Source organism: Nitrospina gracilis 3/211, assembly GCF_000341545.2.
GTDB classification, from domain to species: Bacteria; Nitrospinota; Nitrospinia; order Nitrospinales; family Nitrospinaceae; genus Nitrospina; species Nitrospina gracilis.
The window spans coordinates 1,715,397-1,734,792 of record NZ_HG422173.1 but is presented as its reverse complement, the minus strand read 5'-3'; the positions used below and the strand labels follow the sequence as shown (position 1 = coordinate 1,734,792).

13 protein-coding genes, 1 other RNA gene and 1 pseudogene are annotated in these 19,396 nt (G+C 55.4%); 5 read left to right on the top strand and 10 right to left on the bottom strand.

What is annotated here, in order from left to right; genetic code table 11:
* Positions 1 to 307 (bottom strand): annotated as a pseudogene (locus TX82_RS16260) (hypothetical protein); the annotation flags it as partial.
* 398 nt (positions 308 to 705) lie between these two features.
* On the bottom strand, positions 706 to 3,345 hold the full coding sequence (locus TX82_RS08190; protein WP_005009249.1) for a tetratricopeptide repeat protein: 2,640 nt from the start codon (positions 3,343 to 3,345) through the stop codon (positions 706 to 708).
* A 244-nt stretch (positions 3,346 to 3,589) separates the two neighbouring features.
* Here TX82_RS08190 and TX82_RS08185 point away from each other — a divergent pair, with 244 nt between their 5' ends.
* Positions 3,590 to 5,449 carry a hypothetical protein gene (locus TX82_RS08185; protein ID WP_005009247.1) on the top strand — a complete coding sequence of 620 codons (1,860 nt, stop codon included), beginning with the start codon at positions 3,590 to 3,592 and terminating at the stop codon, positions 5,447 to 5,449.
* Between the two features lie 99 nt (positions 5,450 to 5,548).
* On the opposite strand, the gene TX82_RS08180 is transcribed toward TX82_RS08185, so the two are convergent.
* Positions 5,549 to 7,375, bottom strand: coding sequence for a B12-binding domain-containing radical SAM protein (locus tag TX82_RS08180; RefSeq protein WP_005009245.1), 1,827 nt, complete (start codon positions 7,373 to 7,375; stop codon positions 5,549 to 5,551).
* Positions 7,376 to 7,750: 375 nt separating this feature from the next.
* Here TX82_RS08180 and TX82_RS08175 point away from each other — a divergent pair, with 375 nt between their 5' ends.
* From TX82_RS08175 to aspS, 3 genes are all read left to right on the top strand, one after another.
* On the top strand, positions 7,751 to 8,254 hold the full coding sequence (locus TX82_RS08175) for a hypothetical protein (protein ID WP_005009239.1): 504 nt from the start codon (positions 7,751 to 7,753) through the stop codon (positions 8,252 to 8,254).
* Between the two features lie 44 nt (positions 8,255 to 8,298).
* Entirely contained in the window at positions 8,299 to 9,771 is a 1,473-nt protein-coding gene (locus tag TX82_RS08170) for a 4Fe-4S dicluster domain-containing protein (protein WP_005009237.1), read from the top strand.
* Between the two features lie 107 nt (positions 9,772 to 9,878).
* On the top strand, positions 9,879 to 11,654 hold the full coding sequence (gene aspS / locus TX82_RS08165) for an aspartate--tRNA ligase (protein WP_005009236.1): 1,776 nt from the start codon (positions 9,879 to 9,881) through the stop codon (positions 11,652 to 11,654).
* Positions 11,655 to 11,763: 109 nt separating this feature from the next.
* On the opposite strand, the gene TX82_RS15995 is transcribed toward aspS, so the two are convergent.
* Entirely contained in the window at positions 11,764 to 12,525 is a 762-nt protein-coding gene (locus TX82_RS15995) for a hypothetical protein (RefSeq protein WP_005009234.1), read from the bottom strand.
* The gene (locus TX82_RS08150) at positions 12,491 to 13,618 is read right to left on the bottom strand and encodes a hypothetical protein (RefSeq protein ID WP_222822993.1); all 1,128 of its coding nucleotides are present in this window, start codon (positions 13,616 to 13,618) and stop codon (positions 12,491 to 12,493) included. Before TX82_RS08150 ends, TX82_RS15995 begins: the two co-directional genes overlap by 35 nt.
* Positions 13,619 to 13,900: 282 nt before the next feature.
* On the opposite strand from TX82_RS08150, the gene TX82_RS15220 reads away from it, so the two are divergent.
* Positions 13,901 to 15,301: an alpha/beta hydrolase gene (locus tag TX82_RS15220; protein ID WP_005009226.1), complete on the top strand. Its 1,401-nt coding sequence runs from the start codon at positions 13,901 to 13,903 to the stop codon at positions 15,299 to 15,301.
* 62 nt (positions 15,302 to 15,363) lie between these two features.
* Here TX82_RS15220 and TX82_RS08140 read toward each other — a convergent pair whose 3' ends face one another.
* The 5 genes from TX82_RS08140 to secF all read right to left on the bottom strand — a co-directional run.
* Positions 15,364 to 16,350 (bottom strand): ankyrin repeat domain-containing protein, encoded by a 987-nt coding sequence (locus TX82_RS08140; protein WP_042250903.1) that lies wholly within the window; start codon positions 16,348 to 16,350, stop codon positions 15,364 to 15,366.
* A gap of 247 nt (positions 16,351 to 16,597) precedes the next feature.
* On the bottom strand, positions 16,598 to 17,587 hold the full coding sequence (locus TX82_RS08135; RefSeq protein WP_005009218.1) for an ankyrin repeat domain-containing protein: 990 nt from the start codon (positions 17,585 to 17,587) through the stop codon (positions 16,598 to 16,600).
* Positions 17,588 to 17,803: 216 nt separating this feature from the next.
* An RNA gene (rnpB, locus tag TX82_RS15510) (RNase P RNA component class A) lies at positions 17,804 to 18,181 on the bottom strand.
* Positions 18,175 to 18,918: a zinc ribbon domain-containing protein gene (locus TX82_RS08125; protein WP_005009214.1), complete on the bottom strand. Its 744-nt coding sequence runs from the start codon at positions 18,916 to 18,918 to the stop codon at positions 18,175 to 18,177. Before TX82_RS08125 ends, rnpB begins: the two co-directional genes overlap by 7 nt.
* Before the next feature lie 142 nt (positions 18,919 to 19,060).
* Positions 19,061 to 19,396: protein translocase subunit SecF (secF, locus tag TX82_RS08120; protein ID WP_042250898.1), on the bottom strand; the 336-nt coding region annotated here is incomplete at its 5' end.

The window sequence follows — 19,396 nt, the reverse complement described above, 5'->3', positions numbered from 1 at the left end:
GAGGAAGCCCCCCAGGAAGCTCGGCGACGGCCGCGGGCTGGCGGCTGTCCTGCCGCTTGCGTTTTGGAATCAAACCGCACACCTCCAAGGCCTTCAAAACGTGATCGCCCAGGAGCAGTTTTTCACGGAAAAACAGTTCATTGACCTTTTCAAACGCTTCTTCCCGGTCGTCTTCCGGAAGTTCATAGATGGGGTCAGCCAAGGAATGAAACTCATCGTATTCGGCGCGAAATCCGGATCGTTCCAAATGGTTCAAATGGCGAAAAACGGATTCCTCCATCAACTGCGGACTATAAGTAACTTTCATGGTCTTTCATTCCCGCGGAAGTGTTAAACCCTTCTATTTAAAAACCCAAGACGTGTTTAGTACCTGCGATTTTTATATATGCCGGGCCAATTGTCAAGGCATTATGGAAACGTCCCCAACCCTTGAAAAAAGCCCGTCTGCGAAAACAAACCAGACGGGGGAACACACCTTTAAATTCAGATATATGGGCCAGGGGAAGTGCTGATAACCCATTTCAAGTCAACCTGTTAGGACCCGAAAACTCAATATCAGAAAACTTGAATTTCATGGTTGACAGGAAACCTCATTTTTAATCCTTCGTAGGAACTCTCAAATTTTGCAACGCCCGTTCTCTTCCATGGGTCAAAGGACCTGGCGAAACGGTTGTCTTCCCCCGGAACCCGTTTGCGCCGCTTTTCTTATTTCTTGTCGATGCGTTCGGTCATTTTCCGAAGGTGCTCGATAGATGCCATCAACTTCTCCGGATTGCCCAGTTCCTTCGCCACCTCCTCGGCGTTCTTCAGGTACTTTTCGCATTCGTCCTTGCGCGACTCCGCCAGGTTGAGCCGGGCGACGGTCATGTACAACTGCACGAGGTTCGGAATGTGCTTGGCCTGCTTGAACAAATCGGAGGCCTGCACAAAGTACGCGTCGCCTTCCTCGTAATTCTGGCCGCGGAATTTGAGGTTGCCCATAAAGGTGCAGTCTTTCGCCATTCCCACCTTGTCGTCCAGTTCCCGGGTGTATTCGAGCGCCTTGAGATAATGCTTTTCCGCTTCGGGATGGTTGCCGCGCCGGAAGAAGTAGTTGCCGAGACTGCGGTAGTTCTCCGCCTGCTCACTTTTCTCAAGGTATTTCTGAGACAGGTCCAGAGCTTCCATCAAACTCTGTTCGGCTTTTTCGGTGTACCCCTTTTCCATATTGATGTTGCCCACATTGCGCAAATCGATACAAATTTCTTTCGGATCGTTCATCCTGCGTGAATACTCCAGGGCGGCCTTGTAATGGGGCTCCTCCTTGGCCCGCTCGTTGAGTCCGTTGTAAATGGTGGCCAGCGTGCGGTGATCGTAACAGGCGTTGCGGATGTCCTTCAGTGACTCGGCGATCTCGAGGGCGTTTTTGCAGTATTTCTCCGCCTGCTTCCAGTCTTCTTTCTGCAGGTAGAGGTTGCACTGGTTGCGGTAATCCTCTGCCATCTCGCGTTTGTTTCCTGCCTGCTTGTTGAGTTCAAGTGCTTCCAGGTAACTTTTCTCAGCGGCGGCCCAGTCGGTTTTCTGCAGACTCAGGTTGCCGAGGTTGCGGTAATCGCTGATGAGCCCCTTCATGTTGTTGCGTTTGCGGTTGACCTTGAGCGACTGGTTGACCACCTTCTCCGCTTTTTCCAGCCGGTTGAGCTGGAGCAGGACATGAACGCGGTTGCTGTACAGGTCAGGCAGGCCGGGATGCTCCTTCGACTGTTCTTCCCGGATGGCGATGGCCTGTTCGTAAAAGGAATCGGCTTTCTCCAACTCCTGTTTCTGCTCGCACACGCTCGCCAGGTTCGCCAGCGTGGTACTGCTCCCGCCTTCGTCCTTGATCTTTTCCTGGATCGCCAGCGCGTCTTCCAGCGTTTTCTGCACCTTGTCGAGGTCGTCAGCCAGAAAATACACGTTGCTGAGTTCCTTGATCGCGGCGATGCGCCGGTTGTCATCCTGTTTGCTTTCCGCATCCTTCAGGTCGTTCAGGATTTCAGCCTCGCGCTTCTCCAGCATTTTGGGATGACTGACGATGTACACCAGGCGGTCCTGCACAATGGCCAGGCTCTGGGTGTCCTTGAGCGCTTCGTACATGGCCTGTGCGCGTTGCAGGTAGTCTTCGGCTTTGTCCAGATTTTCCTTCTTAAGATAGATTTCGCCGAGCGCCTCGTATTGCTGGGCCATGCCCGGCCGGTTTTCCAGCTTCTCCATGATCTCCAGCGACTTCTCGAACTGTCCAATCGCCCCGTCCCAGTTTTCCTTCAGGCTCTCCACCCGGCCCAGGTTGGCGTAGCCGCGGGCCTCGCCCAGCTGGTCGCGCAGGTCGATCATCAGTTTGAGTGACTGTTCGTAATACTCACCGGCTTTGTCCAGGTTCTTTTTGTGCAGTTGAATGACCCCCAGGTTACCCAGCAGGTAGGATTTGCGCTTCTGGTCCTGCTTCTCCTCGATGTATTCGAGGGCCTTGAGGAAATTCTCTTCTGCCGGGTCGAGGTATTCCGGTTTGCCGGAGACACCTTCCTGCATCAGCGTGCCGCCCAGGTTGGCGTAACTGATGGCGATGGACTGTTTGTCGTTGAGGTTTTCCAGTACCCCCACGATTTTCCGGGTGATTTCCGTTACCTTGTCGAAACGCTGGGCCTGGTAGAACATCTCTTCCAGGTCCTGGTATTTCTGGATGAGTTCCTGTGTCCGGTTTTCCTTTTTCAGCCTCTCGATCTCCGGACGGGCGGCCTCTTCTTTCGAAGCGAGGTAATCCGGGTGAGCGCGCAGGGTTTTGAGCTGTTCTTCAACGAAGCTCAGTTTGTCGGCGTCTTCTTTTTGCGACAGCAGGGCCGAACGCGCGGTTTCAAAATATTTTTCCGCCGCGGCGAAATCCTTTTTCTGCAGAGCAATGTTGCCCAGGTTTTCGCTGTAAAGCACCTGTGCCTGCACGTTTTTGTCTTCCTCCACCAGCTTGAGCACTTTCGCGTACTGCTCCTCCGCCTTGTCAAGTTCGCCTTTGTAGAGATTGACGTGACCGAGGTTGCCCAGGGTGCTTTCGATGCCCATACGGTCATTCAGCTTTTCCATTAGCGTGAGCGATTCGGAGTAAAACTCCTCCGCCTTGTCAAAATGCTTGCTTTGAAAATTCAGGTTGCCCAGGTTGCCAAGCACGTAGGCCTGCCCCAGTTCGTCACCCGCCTGCTTCATGTGATCGAGGGCGGTCATGAAATGAGATTCGGCTTCCACGAGCTGGTTTTTCTGCAGGCAGGACAGGCCCATCTTTTCGTATTTGCGGCCTTCGCCGCGCGGGTCGTTCTTTTGGGATTCCTTGGTTTCCATGCAACCTCTCACTGATTTATAAAGAAAAAGCACCCCGCATCCAGCCGGTTTGGAGCCGGATGTAAAAAATTGAATTCATTGGAAACAAAAGGGATTATAGAGAGCCGGGAGGGGGGTGTCAATAAAAGCTCCCCCCTTGTCGGAAAGCTGCGGCAGGAAGCCCCAAAATAGCGGCTGAGCGATTGACAGCCCCCCGGCCCCTCCCTATAATCGCCGAAAATTTAACCTGTTCAAAGGCAATCCCGTGACCGACCCCAAAACTTTCCTGGACGCACTCCAGCGGCCGGGCAACGTGGCCTTCGCCACCAGCCAGGCGGAACTCGAATCGCTTCAACAATCCCTGCCCGGTCTTCGGCACACGGCGGAAGACGGGTCGGAATACTGGCATGCAGGCGAAGTCCCTTCCACCGCCACCACGCGCATAAAACGCTATCCCACCGGGCATCGCGTCTTTTACACGCAGGAAGGCAAACGGTTCCTCATGACCGACCCGCAGGGCCACACCCTGCACGAGGTGGAATGGCAGGCGGACGCCGCGTCCGGCGAGTCGCGGTTCAAGCACGTGCGGATGCAGTTGGACTGCCGCCAGTGGGTGGGCATCAAACCGCGTGCCAAGAAATACACCAACCGCATCAATATCTCCAGCATGCCCGGGTGGGAACGCATGACTCTCGACGACCTGCGGAAAGGAGCGTCGCAGGCGTGGCAGGTGCCTTACTCGGAGGTGAAGTATTTTTACCACGACGAAAACTTCGTGGAAGTCGGCAAGGGAGAGTATGACGTGCAGTTGTTCAAGGACGGGCTGTACGTGCTCATTGAGGGCGGCTGGGAAAAGACCGTGTTCATCAGCTACATGTTCACCGTCAACTGGGACCGTCTGGACCTGATCCCGGTGGTCGAGCTATTCCAGTCCACCCTCCCCGGCACCGGCGGTGCGGCGTTCGAATTCATCTGGGGCCTGTATGAAGACCAGTCGCGGGAGGAGGAACTGCCGCCGCTCCGTTACCGCGGCCTGCCGACCTATCCGTCGAAAGAGGCGTTCAACATTTTCAACGCATTTTTCGAGCCCAAGGGACCGAAGAGCGAGGACATCCTGAACGTCTTTCTCAACCCCGACCGCTCGCATGAAATCGAGTGGACGCCGCGCGCCAATCCGCCGTGGCGGTATTTCCACGACCAGCACAACGTCAGCGTCACCGTGCAGGACGGGTTCCTGTACAAGGTGTCGGTGGTGGACGATGCGGTCGCGGTGCCCTATATCAATTCTGCGAATGGGAGTGGCCCCTGCCAGCGCTACCTGGAGGTGACGGGGGGCAATGTGGTTCTGCACGACGGCGAGGACACGCGCGAGATTCCGCTCAATCAGGAATGGCAAGTGACGGTGGAGGACAGCCAGCCCAAATCCCCGGCCGCCCACCCGTTCGGCTGGCGGCATTTTTTCACCGACGGCCTGCCGACCATCGACCCTGTCAAGGTGCTGTTCACCGTGCCCGTGTACCCGGACGGCGACGAGGAGATTCACGAGCCGACGCTCCAGCCAATGGCGGTGGACCAGATTCTGCATTACATGGAGCAGCACGACGACATGCCCGAGAGGCTGGAAAAAGTGCAGCGCGTGCTGGTGCATACGTTCGACACGGTCATCGCCGGGTGTATCGACTGCACGCGGGACCGGGAATACGTGGTGCTGTACAGCGATCCGGAGTTTGCACAGAAAAACGCGCAGGAGTTGTGGAACTATGCGGCTTCCCGCAACCAGTTGGAGAACGTTCGGCGGGTGCGGTTCCTGAAAGAAGAAACGCACGTGGAGAAGGCGTACCAGGAACAGTACGACCTTGTCTACAAATGGGTCCCGTTTTTCTATCACACCGACCGCGACATCTGCGAGAAGATCCTGATGTCGGTGGTGCAGGTACTGGCGCCCGGCGGGCTGGCCTTTCTCGTCGCTCCGTGGCCGCTCAAGGGACTTCTCGACGCGTACGGACTGAACGTGCTGAACGCCGACCGCATCGTTGAGATGCCCTTCTTCCAGCAACACCTTAAGATGTGCCCCGAAAACCAGGCCAACCCCGACGTCACCGTCTTCTTTGTGGAAAAGAAGTAAGGGAAGATTTCGTTACGGAAAGCCCACCGCGTTTCTGAATATCTCAATCCACCCCGTCACCTCCGGGTTCAGCCCGTTCTCCCCCGTCGGCGTGGCCGACTACAGGATGACTTCAGGGGCCATCTGGGTTTGCGATTCGGGATGGTTGCGTACGTAGAGTTGCGGCAGGTCGTTGGTGCCGAAGTGGGTGATGTACAGGTACACGTGCTCGCGGGCGTTGACGCGCAATGCCCACGGGTCATAGTCGTCGCGGTAAAACTGCTGGTAGCGTTGCATCGCTTCCGGGATGGAAAGGCCGTTCTCCGGAGTGTAGTAGTAATCGAGTGCCAGGTCGTGTTCCGGGTTGACCTGCACGTCGATCTTCGTCTCCTCCATCATGTCCCACACCGGCGCGTGCTTGTAGAGCACGAAGAAATACATCTCCACCGAATGAATGATGTCCTGGTTGTCGAGCAGGAAGCGGCGCGTGTCTTCGGCTTCCTCCTGCGTTTCGCTGGGGAACCCGAAAAAGCCCATGACGTGGCTCCAGATACCGACGCGCTTCGCCTCATTCAAATTTTTGATGGCGACGTCGATCTTGGTGTCCTTCTTGACCAGCTTGATGATGCGTTCGTTCGCCGACTCCAGCCCGAAGTACAGACTGCGGCACCCGGACTTCGCCGCCATCTCCCAGCATTCCGGATCCAGCAGGGATTCCTCGAAACGGATCAGTGTGGTCCAGAACAGGTCGAGTTTGGCGTCGATCATCATCGGCGGCAGTTTCCGGAACAAGGCCGGCGGGAACGACTCGTCGGTGAACAGGATGTGCTTCGCCTGGTACTTCTCCTTCATCTCCTTCAGTTCTTCGATGATGCGGTCGGCGTGCTTGGCGCGGTACTGGTCGATGTACCCCGCGCCGTGATCGCAGAAGGTGCACTTGCCCCAGTAACAGCCGCGCGTGCCGAGGTACGGCAGGATTTTGTCCGGGACGAAATACTTGTCGAACGGCATGCCGTCGAAATCCGGGATCGGAAGCTCGTTGACGCGTTCGGTGTGGAGCTTGTCGTTCACCCGCACCTGCCCCGTTTCATCCTTCCAGATCAGGTTCGGTACATCAGAGAGCGGACGTCCGTCCTCCAGCGCACGCACCAGTTCCACCAGTGCGTGCTCGCCCTCGTAGGCGACGAGCGAATGAAACGCGCGGTCGAAAAATTTCGGCTTTTTGGCGATTTCGTCTTTCAGGCGGGTGGTGATGTTGCCGCCGACGGTGACGTGGATATCCGGATACTTTTTGCGGATGAGCTGGGCGAACGTCATGCCCGCCATCAACTGCACCGGCGTGCCGATGGAGATGCCAATCACGTCCGGCTGTTCTTCATCGATGGCCGGGTACACCAGCCGCTCGCACAGGTCGATGTAGATGTTCACGTCGCGGTCGTGCGGCGCGCGGAACAGGTCTTCCGACACCCAGGGCCGGTACACGTTGAGGTTGCTCTCAACAGGGTAAAAATTGATCGACGCCGGGTAATAGGAAATGGAGATGAACTCCATCACCTCGCGGAATGCATTGAGCGCCCATTCCAGCTTTTCCACTTCGTAGAACTCCGGGCCCCGGGTGATTTCTTTCGCCCGCTCAACTTTTTTCGCATGGTGCGGAATGTCCACGTAGGTGTACTGGATGAACCCTTCCTTGAGCTGGCGCTCCTCGTCGGTCAGTCCCTCTTTCTGCTCTTTTTCCATCAGGCGCATCAGACGACCCTGTATACGCTCCCGGACAAACTCCAGATAATTCTGGGTGAAATAATGGTCGAACGCCTCGACGTTGATGTCTTTCAACACGGTGGGGATGCCGTTCTGGCGGAGAACCGCCGCCAGGCTGGGCAAAGCCAGGTAAGGGGCTGTAGGCACCCATTCCGGCGGAAAAATGAGCATCACTTTTTTATTCATGGCCTGTCGGAATGTATGAAAATCCAAACCGCCCCGCGATCGGGCGCCGACCGGAAAGGATAGGTTTATCAAGTGATTCCACTTCCTATTTTGTGTCGGCCATATGCTATCATATTTGGAAGATCAATTCTGACCGGATATGGAAATTTCATGGAATTTTCCGTGTCCCCCGGTCCCCGTCGGGCCGTGGCCAATCCCCTGTCCCCGCACCGGGTTTTGATTCCGGCGGGCCAAGCACTTGTGCTAGGATGGGTTTTATCGAAGAGTCCCGAGTTAACGGTTTGTTTTGGGTTCCGTTTACGTCCCGAAGGGCGTCGGGCCGCAGGCCGGATCCGAAACCGGCAACACCCGCAAAGAGGAGTGGAAAACAGAATCATGGCAGGAAACGATACCAGCCCCGAAATCAAAGCCAAGATCATGCTCGACGAAGCAAATCTGGCATTTTGTGAAACCGCCGAACGTAAAGATGAACCGGGCAACCGCAACAAGGAAGGCTCCGCCTGGGAACAAGGCAAGATGGACGGCGAGTTCGACGAAGAGGATTACGAACGCATCCTGGAATTGCAGTTGGAGGCGGCCAACATCTGCGACACGCACCCGGAGTTGGAGGACAAAACGTCGGAACTGTTCCAGAAAGTGACCGCGGACAATGCCGAAGAGATCATCAAGCAGATCACGGAGGATCCGGACGTCCGCGATCTGGCGCGCATCGCCGTCACCATTTTTCTTCTGCGGTTCCCAACGGTGCAGTCGTTTGTCAACAAGGGACACCCGCTGGTGCTGGCCACGGACGAGTACATGCTGGAAAACGCCGACGCGCAGAACTGGCACGATTACAAGAACATCGCCCGGGACATGGGCTGGGACCCCGCCGATTGAGCGCCAACCCGCCATCGTGGTTTCCGCTTTAGCATAGGACCGTCATGTCGCTCCGCTACCGCCTCAACAAAGAAAGATTCAAGGGCAAAAAACTGCCCCCGAAAATCCGCACGAACGAAGACCACGTCTCCGAGGATCAGCGCGGCGACCTGACTTCCAGCGACATGGAGTTCGAAGCGGTCCGCCGTTTCAAGGACGCGGTGAAGAAACCCATCGAGGAATCGGAATTCTCCCGCCGCGGCCTGTTCTCGCACCTCAACCGGTTGAAAGAGTATTCGGACGAGTCCGAACGCCTCGAAGCCGAAAAAAATCCCGCCAAAAAGAAAAAACGCAAGAAGAAGAAAAAAGCAAAAGCTGAAGAAGGGGTCGAGATTGGTGAAACGGGAGTCGCCGAGGCGACCGTAGATGGGGAAACGGAGGAAGCTGTCGCGGACGCCACGTCAGAGCCTGCATCCGATACGGCGGTCGAAGAAGAACCCAAACCGAAAAAAGGATTCTTCCGCCGGGTGAAGGAATACTTCTACCCTTCCCTCGAATTCGAGCAGGCCAAGCCGAAGCCAAAGCCCAAACCGGAAGCCGCGCCGAAGCCCGCCATCGCCGCCGAACGTGACTCCGCGGACGGCGCGCCCACAGCCGCCGATGCCGGAGACGCGACTGCGGAATCGGCGGAACTGGAAGCGCACGACGCGTCAGCGGAGATTCCACCGGAGGAAGACGAGGAGCGCGATCCGGACGACAAGGAAATGGACCGGCGCTACATGCTCCGCCAGAGTGTCCACTTCTTCGCCAAGCCTACTGTAGACAACATCCAGGGCAAGATCGACAAGGTCAACACCGCCTTCGACCGCATCACCAAGCGCCCGCCGCTTCTGCGCCCGCCGGGGGCCATCTCCGAGCGCGAGTTCCTGAATGCCTGCACGCGGTGCAGCGACTGCGTCAACGCCTGCCCGAAGGACGCCATCCTGAAGGTGCCGAAGAAGATGGGCTTCCTCATCATGGACACGCCGTACATCGACCCGGCCAAGGTGCCCTGCGTCATGTGCGACGGCCTGCCGTGCATCGCCGCCTGCGAGGAAGGCGCGTTGTTGCCGGTGCCGGGCGGCCCGCGCGACGTCGAGATGGGATACGCTATTCTGGACAAGAAAAAGTGCCAGGCCTACGGCGACAGTTTCTGCCAGCAGTGCCTGATCGACTGCCCCATTCCGGGCGCCATCACGCAGGACCGGGAGAGCCGGCCCACCATCCACAAGGACGTGTGCACCGGTTGCGGCGTGTGCGTTCGGTCCTGCGGCACGGTGAACATTCCTGTCGCCATCAAGGTGAAGCCGCAGATGGTCATCGAGTACCAGCAGCGCAAGAAGGAACGCGAGAAACAGAAAGCGGAGCTCGAAGCCCGGCGACAGCAGTTGAAAGCCGAGCAGGCCCGGCAGGAGACCGCCACCGCTACCGAGGAACCTCCGGAGGAAAGCGGGGAGGATTCCACCGCGCCGGACGAACCCCGTTCCGAGGAATCGTGAGCTCACCCCCGAACTCCGGCAATTATCCCCTTGCAACCGCGCGGCAATTTGAGTAACTTGTTGGCTTCCATTTTTCAACCGTTTAAACCGATTCCACCACCGCTTCCATGACCCAGAAATTCGTAAGGACCCACCATTGCAATGAATTGCGCGAGGGCGACCTCGACAAAACCGTCACCCTGTGCGGCTGGGTGCACACTCGGCGCGACCACGGCGGACTCATTTTCATCGACCTGTGGGACAAGCGCGGCCTCACGCAGGTGGTGCTGAATCCGCAGATCGACCAGCTCGCCCACCAGGAAGCGCAGTCGCTCCGCGGCAACTACGTCATCGCCGTCACCGGCACCGTGAGAAAACGTCCGGAAGGCATGGTGAACCCGAAGCTGGAAACCGGCGCGATCGAGGTTTATGTCGCCGACCTCGCCATCCTGAACAAATCCGAGACGCCGCCCTTCCCCGGCTGGGAGGAAGCGGAAGTCTCCGAAGCCCTGCGCCTCAAACACCGTTACCTGGACCTGCGCTCGCCGGAACTGCAACGCAATCTCAAGACGCGCTACGACATCACCCGCGTGGTGCGCAACGTCCTGCACGAAGCGGACTTCACCGAAGTCGAGACGCCCATGCTCACCAAGAGCACGCCGGAAGGCGCGCGCGACTACCTGGTGCCGAGCCGCCTCAACCCGGAAAAGTTCTATGCCCTGCCGCAGTCACCGCAGTTGTTCAAACAGATTCTGATGGTGTCCGGACTCGACCGTTATTTCCAGATCACCAAATGCTTCCGCGACGAAGACCTGCGGCAGGACCGCCAGCCGGAGTTCACGCAGATCGACATGGAAATGTCGTTCATCGACGAGCCGCAGTTGTTCCAACTGATCGAGTCGATGATGAAGGCGATTTATAAAGAGGTGAAGGGCATCGACATCCCGACGCCGTTCCCGATTTTGAAATACCAGGACGCGATCGACCGCTACGGCTCGGACAAGCCGGACCTCCGGTTCGATCTGGAGATTGTCGATCTGTCGAAAGAAGTCGAAGGCACCGATTTCAAAGTGTTCGCCGAGGCGCTCAAGAACGGCGGCCAGGTGCGCGCGCTGAATGCCAAGAAAAGTTCGGAAGCGCTGTCGCGCAAGGTGCTCGACGACCTGACCGAAGTCGCCAAGACCTACGGTGCGAAAGGCATGGCGTGGATCAAGGTCAACGCCGACGGGTTGCAGTCGCCCATCGCCAAGTTCTTCAAGAAGGAAATGCTGGACGCGATGATGGCGAAACTCGGCGCGGAGGTGGGCGACACCATCGTCTTCGCCGCCGACACGCCGCGCATCGTCGCCGACTCGCTGGCGCACCTGCGCCTCGCCATCGGCAAGCATTTGAACCTGATCGACACCAGCCTCATCCGCTTCGCGTGGGTCACCGAGTTTCCACTGCTGGAATGGGACGAGACGGAAAAACGCTACGTCGCCATGCACCACCCGTTCACCTCGCCCATGGACGAAGACCTGGGCAAGATGGAATCGGACCCGGCAGGCATGCGGGCGCGGGCGTACGACCTCGTGCTGAACGGCAGTGAGATCGGCGGCGGCAGTATTCGTATCCACAACCAGGACGTGCAGAAAAAGATGTTCGGCCTGCTCGGCATCGGCAAGGAAGAAGCGCAGGTGAAGTTCGGCTTCCTGCTGGAAGCGTTGCAGTACGGCGCACCCCCGCACGGCGGCATTGCGTTCGGACTGGACCGCATCGCCACGATCCTCTGCGGCGCGGCGAGCATCCGTGACGTCATCGCCTTCCCCAAAACGCAGAAGGCGACGTGCCTGATGACGCAGGCTCCCTCCGCCATCGACCCCAAACAACTGAAAGAACTGAAACTCAAGTTCGACCTCTCCTGACCCCCAGCCACGCCGGAAGGGAGATGGCTACTGCTCCGTAGTCACGGCGATGGTTTGTGGGCGCGGACTGCGTCCAAGGCAGATGGCTACTGCCCGGTGGTCACAGCGACTACTCATGGGCGCGGGCTGCGTCCGCCGCTCCAGCCCTATTCAAAACACGAATGAATTCATCAGACTTTAAAATTTCAATGAAGTTTTTTAGGCAGTTGCAGTAAGCGCCTTCAATAGCTTCTTCGATGAAACGGCTTGACCGTCCTGAAGTAACAACCATGTGCTCACCAGTCACCCTGGCAGCCCACAAAATTCCCTGAGTTTCAGGCTTTATTAATGCAAGATCAAGTACAACAATTCCACGTTCGTATAGATAATAGGTGATGTCGGTAATTTCACTTGTTTGTTCGGAGTGAGCTACAACCAGGTTCACACCCAATTGTAAAAACTCTCGTTTAGTCACCTTGGGAGAATTCGAAACGAACCCACTTTTCCGCAATAAGTTTGTCAGATCATTCTTCAGTATATCCAAAGGATGGGTTTGTTCATTAAAACCAACAGGTACTTTTCGCCTAAGTGGGTCCGCCACCACATCGAGCCGACCAGCATGAGTAGACTTGCGATGATCCCTGAAGAAACCAATCTCCAGCCCAGCACCAACATAAGTCATAGTACTGTCAAGGGATTCACGACAAACAAAAAGTATAGGATAATGATTACCAATGACATGGTCCTTCCAGTAAGCTTTCCCATTGCATGCAGGAACAGAAACTGCAACAAGAAGCACAACCAAATTTCGACTCAAATTTCCTTCAAATAGAGACAGAGACATTAAACAGTTTTGTTTAAAATGGAAATAGCGGTTGAAAACCAAAATCATATTTCCTTAGCCTGAAAGTGATAGGCTTAATTACAAACTCCTCACCGTTTATTAACATAGGAGGAATTTCTACAGTAAACCCATCAATCATACTGGTTGCAAGTGGTGGCAAAACTACACGAATACTAACAGGCCCCTTAAATTTTGATTGGAACAAAACCTGAGAGGTAAATGAGGAAAATTTAGCTTGGTTAAAAAACCTATAGGGTTCTGCCGGTTGAGTGAGCGGGGTTAAAAAAATTTCATCATGATGCACTTCACTTAAATCCTGACTTTCCAACATGATTTGATCAGATTCAAATTGCCACGACAGGTTTTTCCGAAAAAAAACAAACACGAAACCAGACAATGTAGCCTTATCTTCGTAAGTTTTTTTTGCTCCTAGAAAATGGCCTGAAATTTTAAAATCACTCGCTTCCACCCAAAATTTTTTTTCGCCCTTACTATCGTAAAACCATAATCCCTTGTCATACAATGGGTGCTCCTCATGACTATTTCGGGATCTAGTCAATTCTATTGTTTGAATAGGCAGCCTTTGGTTATCCGATAAATTTAAAATTGGAGGCAAATGTAACGTTAAGTTTTCAGGGCTAAATTCTTTCTGAAATACAGTAAAATATGCGGTATCAAAAAAGGTCAGGGGAACAACCTCTGCGAGGCGAAGGTTTTTGTTTTTGTTGGCGGGGCCAAAGTGTGTCAACAATAAATGCTTTGCGGTCACTTTGCGCTTGCTTCCTGTGCTGTGATCGGTCACATAAAATGAGTCCGAGGTAAATTGTACTTTTACCTCCCTAGGAAACATGGCTCTAAAACTTAATTCTAATTTATGCTGGTCTTTTATTCGGACAGTTATGCCCAAAAGTGCTGAGTGAGGGGCGCGAAATATTATTGTATTCCGAGGTCCTAAATAGCTCCCAAAATAACCATGGGTTCCAGCAACATCAACTAGGAAGAAGGAAAACGAACTGGGAAGGAATCTTATAGTCGGCGTGGGTTGGCCTTCATGATCGTACGAAGGCTTGTAATAGCTACCATAAGGAAAAAGGCAAGAACTCAAAACCACGGTAATTCCAAGGAGACTGAGAACTCTCATTAAGAAATTCATGGCCTTAACCTTTAATCAGGAAATGCAAACACCTGATATTCAATATAATCCATTTTTTTCACCTGCCATATCAAAACATCTTAAACCATCCAAAACTTAAAACTTCTCAAACAATTATTATTTTGTTTTGAGCGAGTTTACCTTCATCTATAAGGTAACAGGCCAACTCATCGTAACTCTATGATGGGCCTACCAATTCACCGTGAAATCCTTATAATGGGGCCGCGTCCCGACCGCATCCGTTATCCCGCATGCAGAAGGAGTGTCCCGATGAAATCCCGAGTCCCTTTTAAAATCGTCTGCCTTCTCGGCATTCTCCCGTTCTGGCTGTCCTGCGCACAGACCGGACCGTGGATGGCCCACAAAGGTTCCTCATCTTCCGCCATGACGGAAACTTCCAAACCGAAAACCGAAACCGTCAAACCCAATCCGAAACCGGATTCCGTCGCGGCAATCAAGAAAAAGTTTCCCGGCGATGAAGCGTTTGAGAAGAAACCACAGGAATCGTTTCCACCATCGAAGCCAAAAATAGAAAAACCCGAGCACCCCGCGATCTCTGCCGAAACACCGTCGTTTGAAGAACCCCAGTTTGAGGAACCCGCAGTGCATGCCCCGGGCGGCACCGAGGAGATCGGGTCCACCATGCCCTTGTATGAAGACACGGCCAAGCAGCAGAAAGGCTTCGTGGTGACGAACGTGTTTTATGGCACCACGCGCAAGTACACCGGCGTGAAGATCTCACCCAAGTTTTACGGCGGAGACGCGGGGAACGAACTGGAGTACGGCATCGCCACCATCTCCGTCCCCACCGACCCGAAGATGCGCAGCAAGGGAAGCCTGACCACGCCGCTGACTGTATTTGAGGTGCAACTGGAAAAGGAAGATCCGAAGAAACACGTCATCCTCACCAAGGCGGGACGGTTGAGCAAGGAAGTGTTTCTGGAGCGGCTGAACGGAAGCCTTAACGAACACCCGGCAATGCTGGTGTTCGTGCACGGATTCAACAACACCTTCGAGTACGCCGTACAACGCGCCGCGCAGCTGGCTTATGACCTCGAGTTCGACGGCACGTCGGTGGTGTTCAGCTGGCCGTCGAACGGGCAAGCCCAGGATTACATCAAGGATGCCAACCGCATCCGGGCCGCGGCAATCGACCTGCGCCATTTCCTGAAAACCCTGCACAAGGGCACGCATGCGAAGTCGGTGTACCTGGTGGCGCACAGCATGGGGAGCGTGGCGCTCACCAATGCCCTGCATGACCTCGCGCTGGAGATGAAGGAACAGGAAAGCCCGATCTTCAGCGAAGTCATCCTCGCCGCGCCGGATATCGATCAGATCGAATTTGAAAAATTGTTCGCCGAGTTCAAACGCATCACGGCCCGCACCACGCTGTATGCGTCGAGCCGCGACCAGGCGCTCATCATTTCGCGGGAAGTGAACGGGTATCGGAGGGCGGGCGATTCCACGGGCGGCATCCTCACCCTGCCGGGGCTGGATTCGATTGACGTGTCGCGTCTGGACACCAACCTCATCGGCCATTCCTATTTCGGCGACAACAAATCGGTGATCTCGGACATCTACCGGCTGATCCGCGGCAGTCCCATATACCAGCGCGGCAAGCTGGTGAAACGCACGCTCAAGGGTCTGACCTTCTGGGAGTTTATTCCCTGAAATATTCCTCCCAAATAAAAAAGCCGCCCCGTTTGGGACGGCTTTTTTAATTCAATGCGTGGTCATTGCCCCGCCTGCTTGCGCTTGACGAGTTCTGCGGTGATGAGATCGGCGATATTCTGGTGGGCGTGTTCGATGGCGACATCCAGCGGTTCCTGGTTGCTGCCGTTTTTGGCGCGCAAGTCGATGCCTTTTTCGATCAACGCATTGGCGACGCTGTAATTCCCCTTTTCAGCCGCAACGTGCAGAAGGCTGCCTTCCGGCACCTGCTGGTTGGGATCGGCCCCCTTGTCTATCAGCATTTCCGCCACCGTGCTGTGGTTGGAATCGACCGCATAATACAAGGCCGTTTTGCCCGCCTTGTTTTTGCGATGCACATCCGCACCGCGGTCCAGCAGCACCCGCACCACGTGAAAGTGCCCTTTCTGCGCGGCGATGTGAAGCGGTGTGTCTTCGGCCTGCGGCGGTCCGTATAAAGGCGCGCGGTGGGTGAGCAGGACCTCGACGATGCGGTCATTGCCCTGGCGCGCGGCGGCGATGATGGGCGACGGGCCCGGAGGGTTCACCGACGCCCCTTTCTGGATCAGGTATTTCACCATCTCCGTTTCGTTCCCCAGCACCGCCAGGTACAAGGGCGTGTATCCTTTTTTGTCGGCCAGGTCGACCGCCAGCTTGCGGTTGAGGAGACCGAGCGCCACACGCTGGCGTCCGTTGAGCGCGGCATGATGCAGGGCGTTGCGTCCGTTGTCGTCGATGGCATTCAGGTCCGCGCCGTTTTCCAGAAGAATCCGCATTACCATCTCGTTGCCTTCAAACGCGGCGTGATGCAGGGGCGTGCGCTTGTCGTTGTCGCGCGCGTTCACGTTGGCGCCGCGGTCGAGCAGAATGCGCGTGACTTCCTCGCGGCCTTTTTCGGCGGCGAAGTGGAGCGCGGTTTTTCCTTCCGTGCCGGGCTTGTTGACCTCGACGCCCTCATTCAGATGACGCCGCACTTCCTTCTGGTTGTTGTAGACGACCGCCTGCTCCAGCGACTTGGTCGGCAGAATCATGCACCCGGCAGACAACCCCATAATTAAAAAAGTATGGGTTTGACAAGATAACGAATATGAAACTTCATAAAAAACCTGACCTGATTGAAGATTGAAAAATTATAAATGACAAAAACAGTCCACATTACCTTTATGTGAACCGTGACCATGATTCAAAAACGGTAATTTGAGACAAATGCAACAGAGCAACTAAGACCGCTCAAACATTTTATCCAATAGAAAGAGGTTGCGAAAGCAAACCGGGATTCTATTGTGTGAGGTTTTCCATTCTCAACGTGATCTCCCTGTTTATCAATTCCGCCAGTCTCTGGTAACCATGTTCCAATGCCACATCCACCGGCTCCTGGTTTTCATTGTTTTTGGCGCGAAGGTCGATCCCATTTGCAATCAAGGTCTCCGCAATTCCAAAACTTCCTTTTTGAGCGGCAAGGTGGAGCAAACTGCCTTCCGGAACCGGCTGGTTGGGGTCGGCCCCATTTTTAAGAAGCAGGTCCACTATCGAATGGTTTTCCGCCTTTATGGCATGATACAGCGCAGTTTTGCCTTCATGATCCAACCGTTTTACGTCCGCCCCATATACGATCAACAGGCCCGCCAGTGAAGAATATCCTTTGCGCGCCGCAATATGCAGGGGAGGTTCCTCGGTATTCGCCGGACCATCCACCTTGGCACCGTGATAAAGCAGGGCTTCCGCCACCCAGAAATTACCCCTCTTTGCGGCCGCAATAAGAGGAGACGGTCCTGGCGGATCGACCGATGCGCCTTTCTCAATCAATAATTCCGCCAAATCCGCTTCATTGGCCTGGCAGGCCAGATACAACCCGGTGTAACCCGCATCATCGGGAAGTTCCAACGGCAATCCACGGTCGATCAAACTCCGCACGGTGTTTTTCGATCCGCCCAGCACCGCATGATGGAGCAGATTACGTCCTTTATCATCGGTCGCGGCGAGATCGGCTCCGTTTTTGAGCAGAATTTCCAGCACTCCCTGATGCCCCCATAATGCCGCAAGGTGCAAGGGGGTGCGTTTCTGATAATCCCGCGCGTTCACATCGGCACCGCGGCGCAACAATATCCGTGTTATTTCCTGCCGTCCTTTAATAGCGGCAAGGTGGAGAGGCGTCAGACCACCGTTGTGAGGTTGATTGGGATCGTCTCCTTCATCCAGAAAACGGTGGACCACGTCCTGATCGTTATAGTCAATGGCCTGCCTTAAAGTGTGGCTGGGCAAAAACATACAGTTCCCAACCAGCAACAAAAGCATAAGGCTGGCAACAAGCCGGAAGGAAAAGCGAGGAGGAACCTTCATGATGTGTTCTGCCCGGAAATCAGGATGGACCGTCCCGGAGCCGGCACCATCGGGTTGGGTATCCGCGTGGCCGGGGCCACGGCCGGGAATGCAAATGAAATCGAAGAAGACGCCGAAACGGCGCGGCCGCCCGGAAGCTGGACGGCAAGAAGTAAACCTGTAAGCCGGGTTCTGTTCTCCGTGCCGGAGCACGGAGCGATGATCATCAATCTAGGCCTGCCGTTGCCGGCAGGCTCGAGCGATCAACCCGAAAGCATCGGACGGGCCGCCCTCAAGCGCTTTCCTATTTGATCTTGCTCCGGATAGGGTTTGCCAGCTGCCGCCGTCACCGGCGGCACTGGTGGGCTCTTACCCCACCTTTTCACCTTTGCCGCCGCGGGTCGCCCCGCGGGTGGGCCGTTTGTTTTCTGTGGCACTTTCCTTAAGGTCGCCCCCACTCCGCGTTACGGAGTATCCTGCCCTGTGGAGCCCGGACTTTCCTCCCTCCCGCTGGCGCGGGACGGCGATCATCCGGTTTACTTCGACACCGCCGTTTCGGTTTCCTCTTCTTCCGGTTTGGGAATGTAATACAGGTACCGGTCGCAGAACTGGCACTGGTGAATTTTGTCGGGAGACGTCCGCACCTCCAGAGCCACCTGCGGCTGAATCTGCTGGTGACACCCCTGGCACACCTCACCTTCGACGGTCACCACTGCCACGCCGCGGGCCTTGCGCAGTTTTTCGTACAACATCGCCATTCTGGCATCGACGGATTGAGCCGCCTCCTGGCGTTTGTCCTGCAGTCCCTGCAACTCGGTCCGGGTGCGGTTCAGCTCTTCTTCTTTTTTCTTTTTGTAATCTTCGAACTTCTTGCGTTCGCCATTGAACTCATTTTCGAGGTCCGGGATCTGCGCTTCCTTCTCCTCGAGCGCCTCCATGACCTCCAGCTCTTTTTCCTCGATACCGTCGATCTTGCCCTTGATGGCATCCACTTCCGCGAGGATGGCACTGTATTCTTTGTTGGTTTTCACCGTGGGAAGCTTGGCCTTGGTTTTCGCGATACGGTCCTGCTCCGCCTGCACATCCTGCTCGCACTGCTTTCGCTTCTTCTTGAGCTCTTCGATTTCCTGCTGGAGGGTGTTCAGTGCGCCTTTTTTTCCTTCCAGTTCCTTCTCCCCCGCCGCAACCTGTTTGGGGATGAGGTCCACCAGTTCCTGAATTTCGGCGATTTCGTTGTCCATCTGCTGGATGGTGACCAGTTTTTGCAATTGAGGGTTCATGGAACGCCGTATTTATGGGTATTTAACGAGTGTCTGTCTTGGGATCAAATTTAGCACGCCCCTTGCGGGCATTGCAACTTATATCCCGGAAGCGGGGATTCGGAACCGGATCGGGGGAACTGGAGACGGGGATACGCCGATGTCAGGCTTTTTTCGCACGCTTGGAGCGGGTTTCCCAGAACACCAGAAACACGCTGGCAATGAAGATGGAGGAATACGTGCCAATGGCGATGCCCACCAGAAGAGCGAAGGAGAAGTCGTGAATGATCTCGCCGCCCAGAAAAAACAGGGCCAGCACCACGAGCAGGGTCGTGCCGGAAGTCAAAAGCGTGCGGCTCAGGGTCTGGTTGATGCTGGTGTTGATAAGGGAAGCCAGCGTTTCCTTGCCGCGCCGGCGGGTGTTCTCGCGGATGCGGTCGAACACAACGATGGTGTCGTTCAACGAATAACCGATGATGGTCAGGAAGGCGGCGACGAT

Coding starts and splice junctions, on each gene's coding strand:
- TX82_RS08180 (WP_005009245.1), bottom strand. CDS start 7,375: ATGAATAAAAAAGTGATGCTCATTTTTCCGCCGGAATGGGTGCCTACA.
- TX82_RS15220 (WP_005009226.1), top strand. CDS start 13,901: ATGAAATCCCGAGTCCCTTTTAAAATCGTCTGCCTTCTCGGCATTCTC.
- TX82_RS08170 (WP_005009237.1), top strand. CDS start 8,299: ATGTCGCTCCGCTACCGCCTCAACAAAGAAAGATTCAAGGGCAAAAAA.
- TX82_RS08125 (WP_005009214.1), bottom strand. CDS start 18,918: ATGAACCCTCAATTGCAAAAACTGGTCACCATCCAGCAGATGGACAAC.
- TX82_RS08135 (WP_005009218.1), bottom strand. CDS start 17,587: ATGTTTTTGCCCAGCCACACTTTAAGGCAGGCCATTGACTATAACGAT.
- TX82_RS08190 (WP_005009249.1), bottom strand. CDS start 3,345: ATGGAAACCAAGGAATCCCAAAAGAACGACCCGCGCGGCGAAGGCCGC.
- TX82_RS15995 (WP_005009234.1), bottom strand. CDS start 12,525: ATGATTTTGGTTTTCAACCGCTATTTCCATTTTAAACAAAACTGTTTA.
- TX82_RS08150 (WP_222822993.1), bottom strand. CDS start 13,618: ATGAGAGTTCTCAGTCTCCTTGGAATTACCGTGGTTTTGAGTTCTTGC.
- TX82_RS08175 (WP_005009239.1), top strand. CDS start 7,751: ATGGCAGGAAACGATACCAGCCCCGAAATCAAAGCCAAGATCATGCTC.
- aspS (WP_005009236.1), top strand. CDS start 9,879: ATGACCCAGAAATTCGTAAGGACCCACCATTGCAATGAATTGCGCGAG.
- TX82_RS08140 (WP_042250903.1), bottom strand. CDS start 16,350: ATGATTCTGCCGACCAAGTCGCTGGAGCAGGCGGTCGTCTACAACAAC.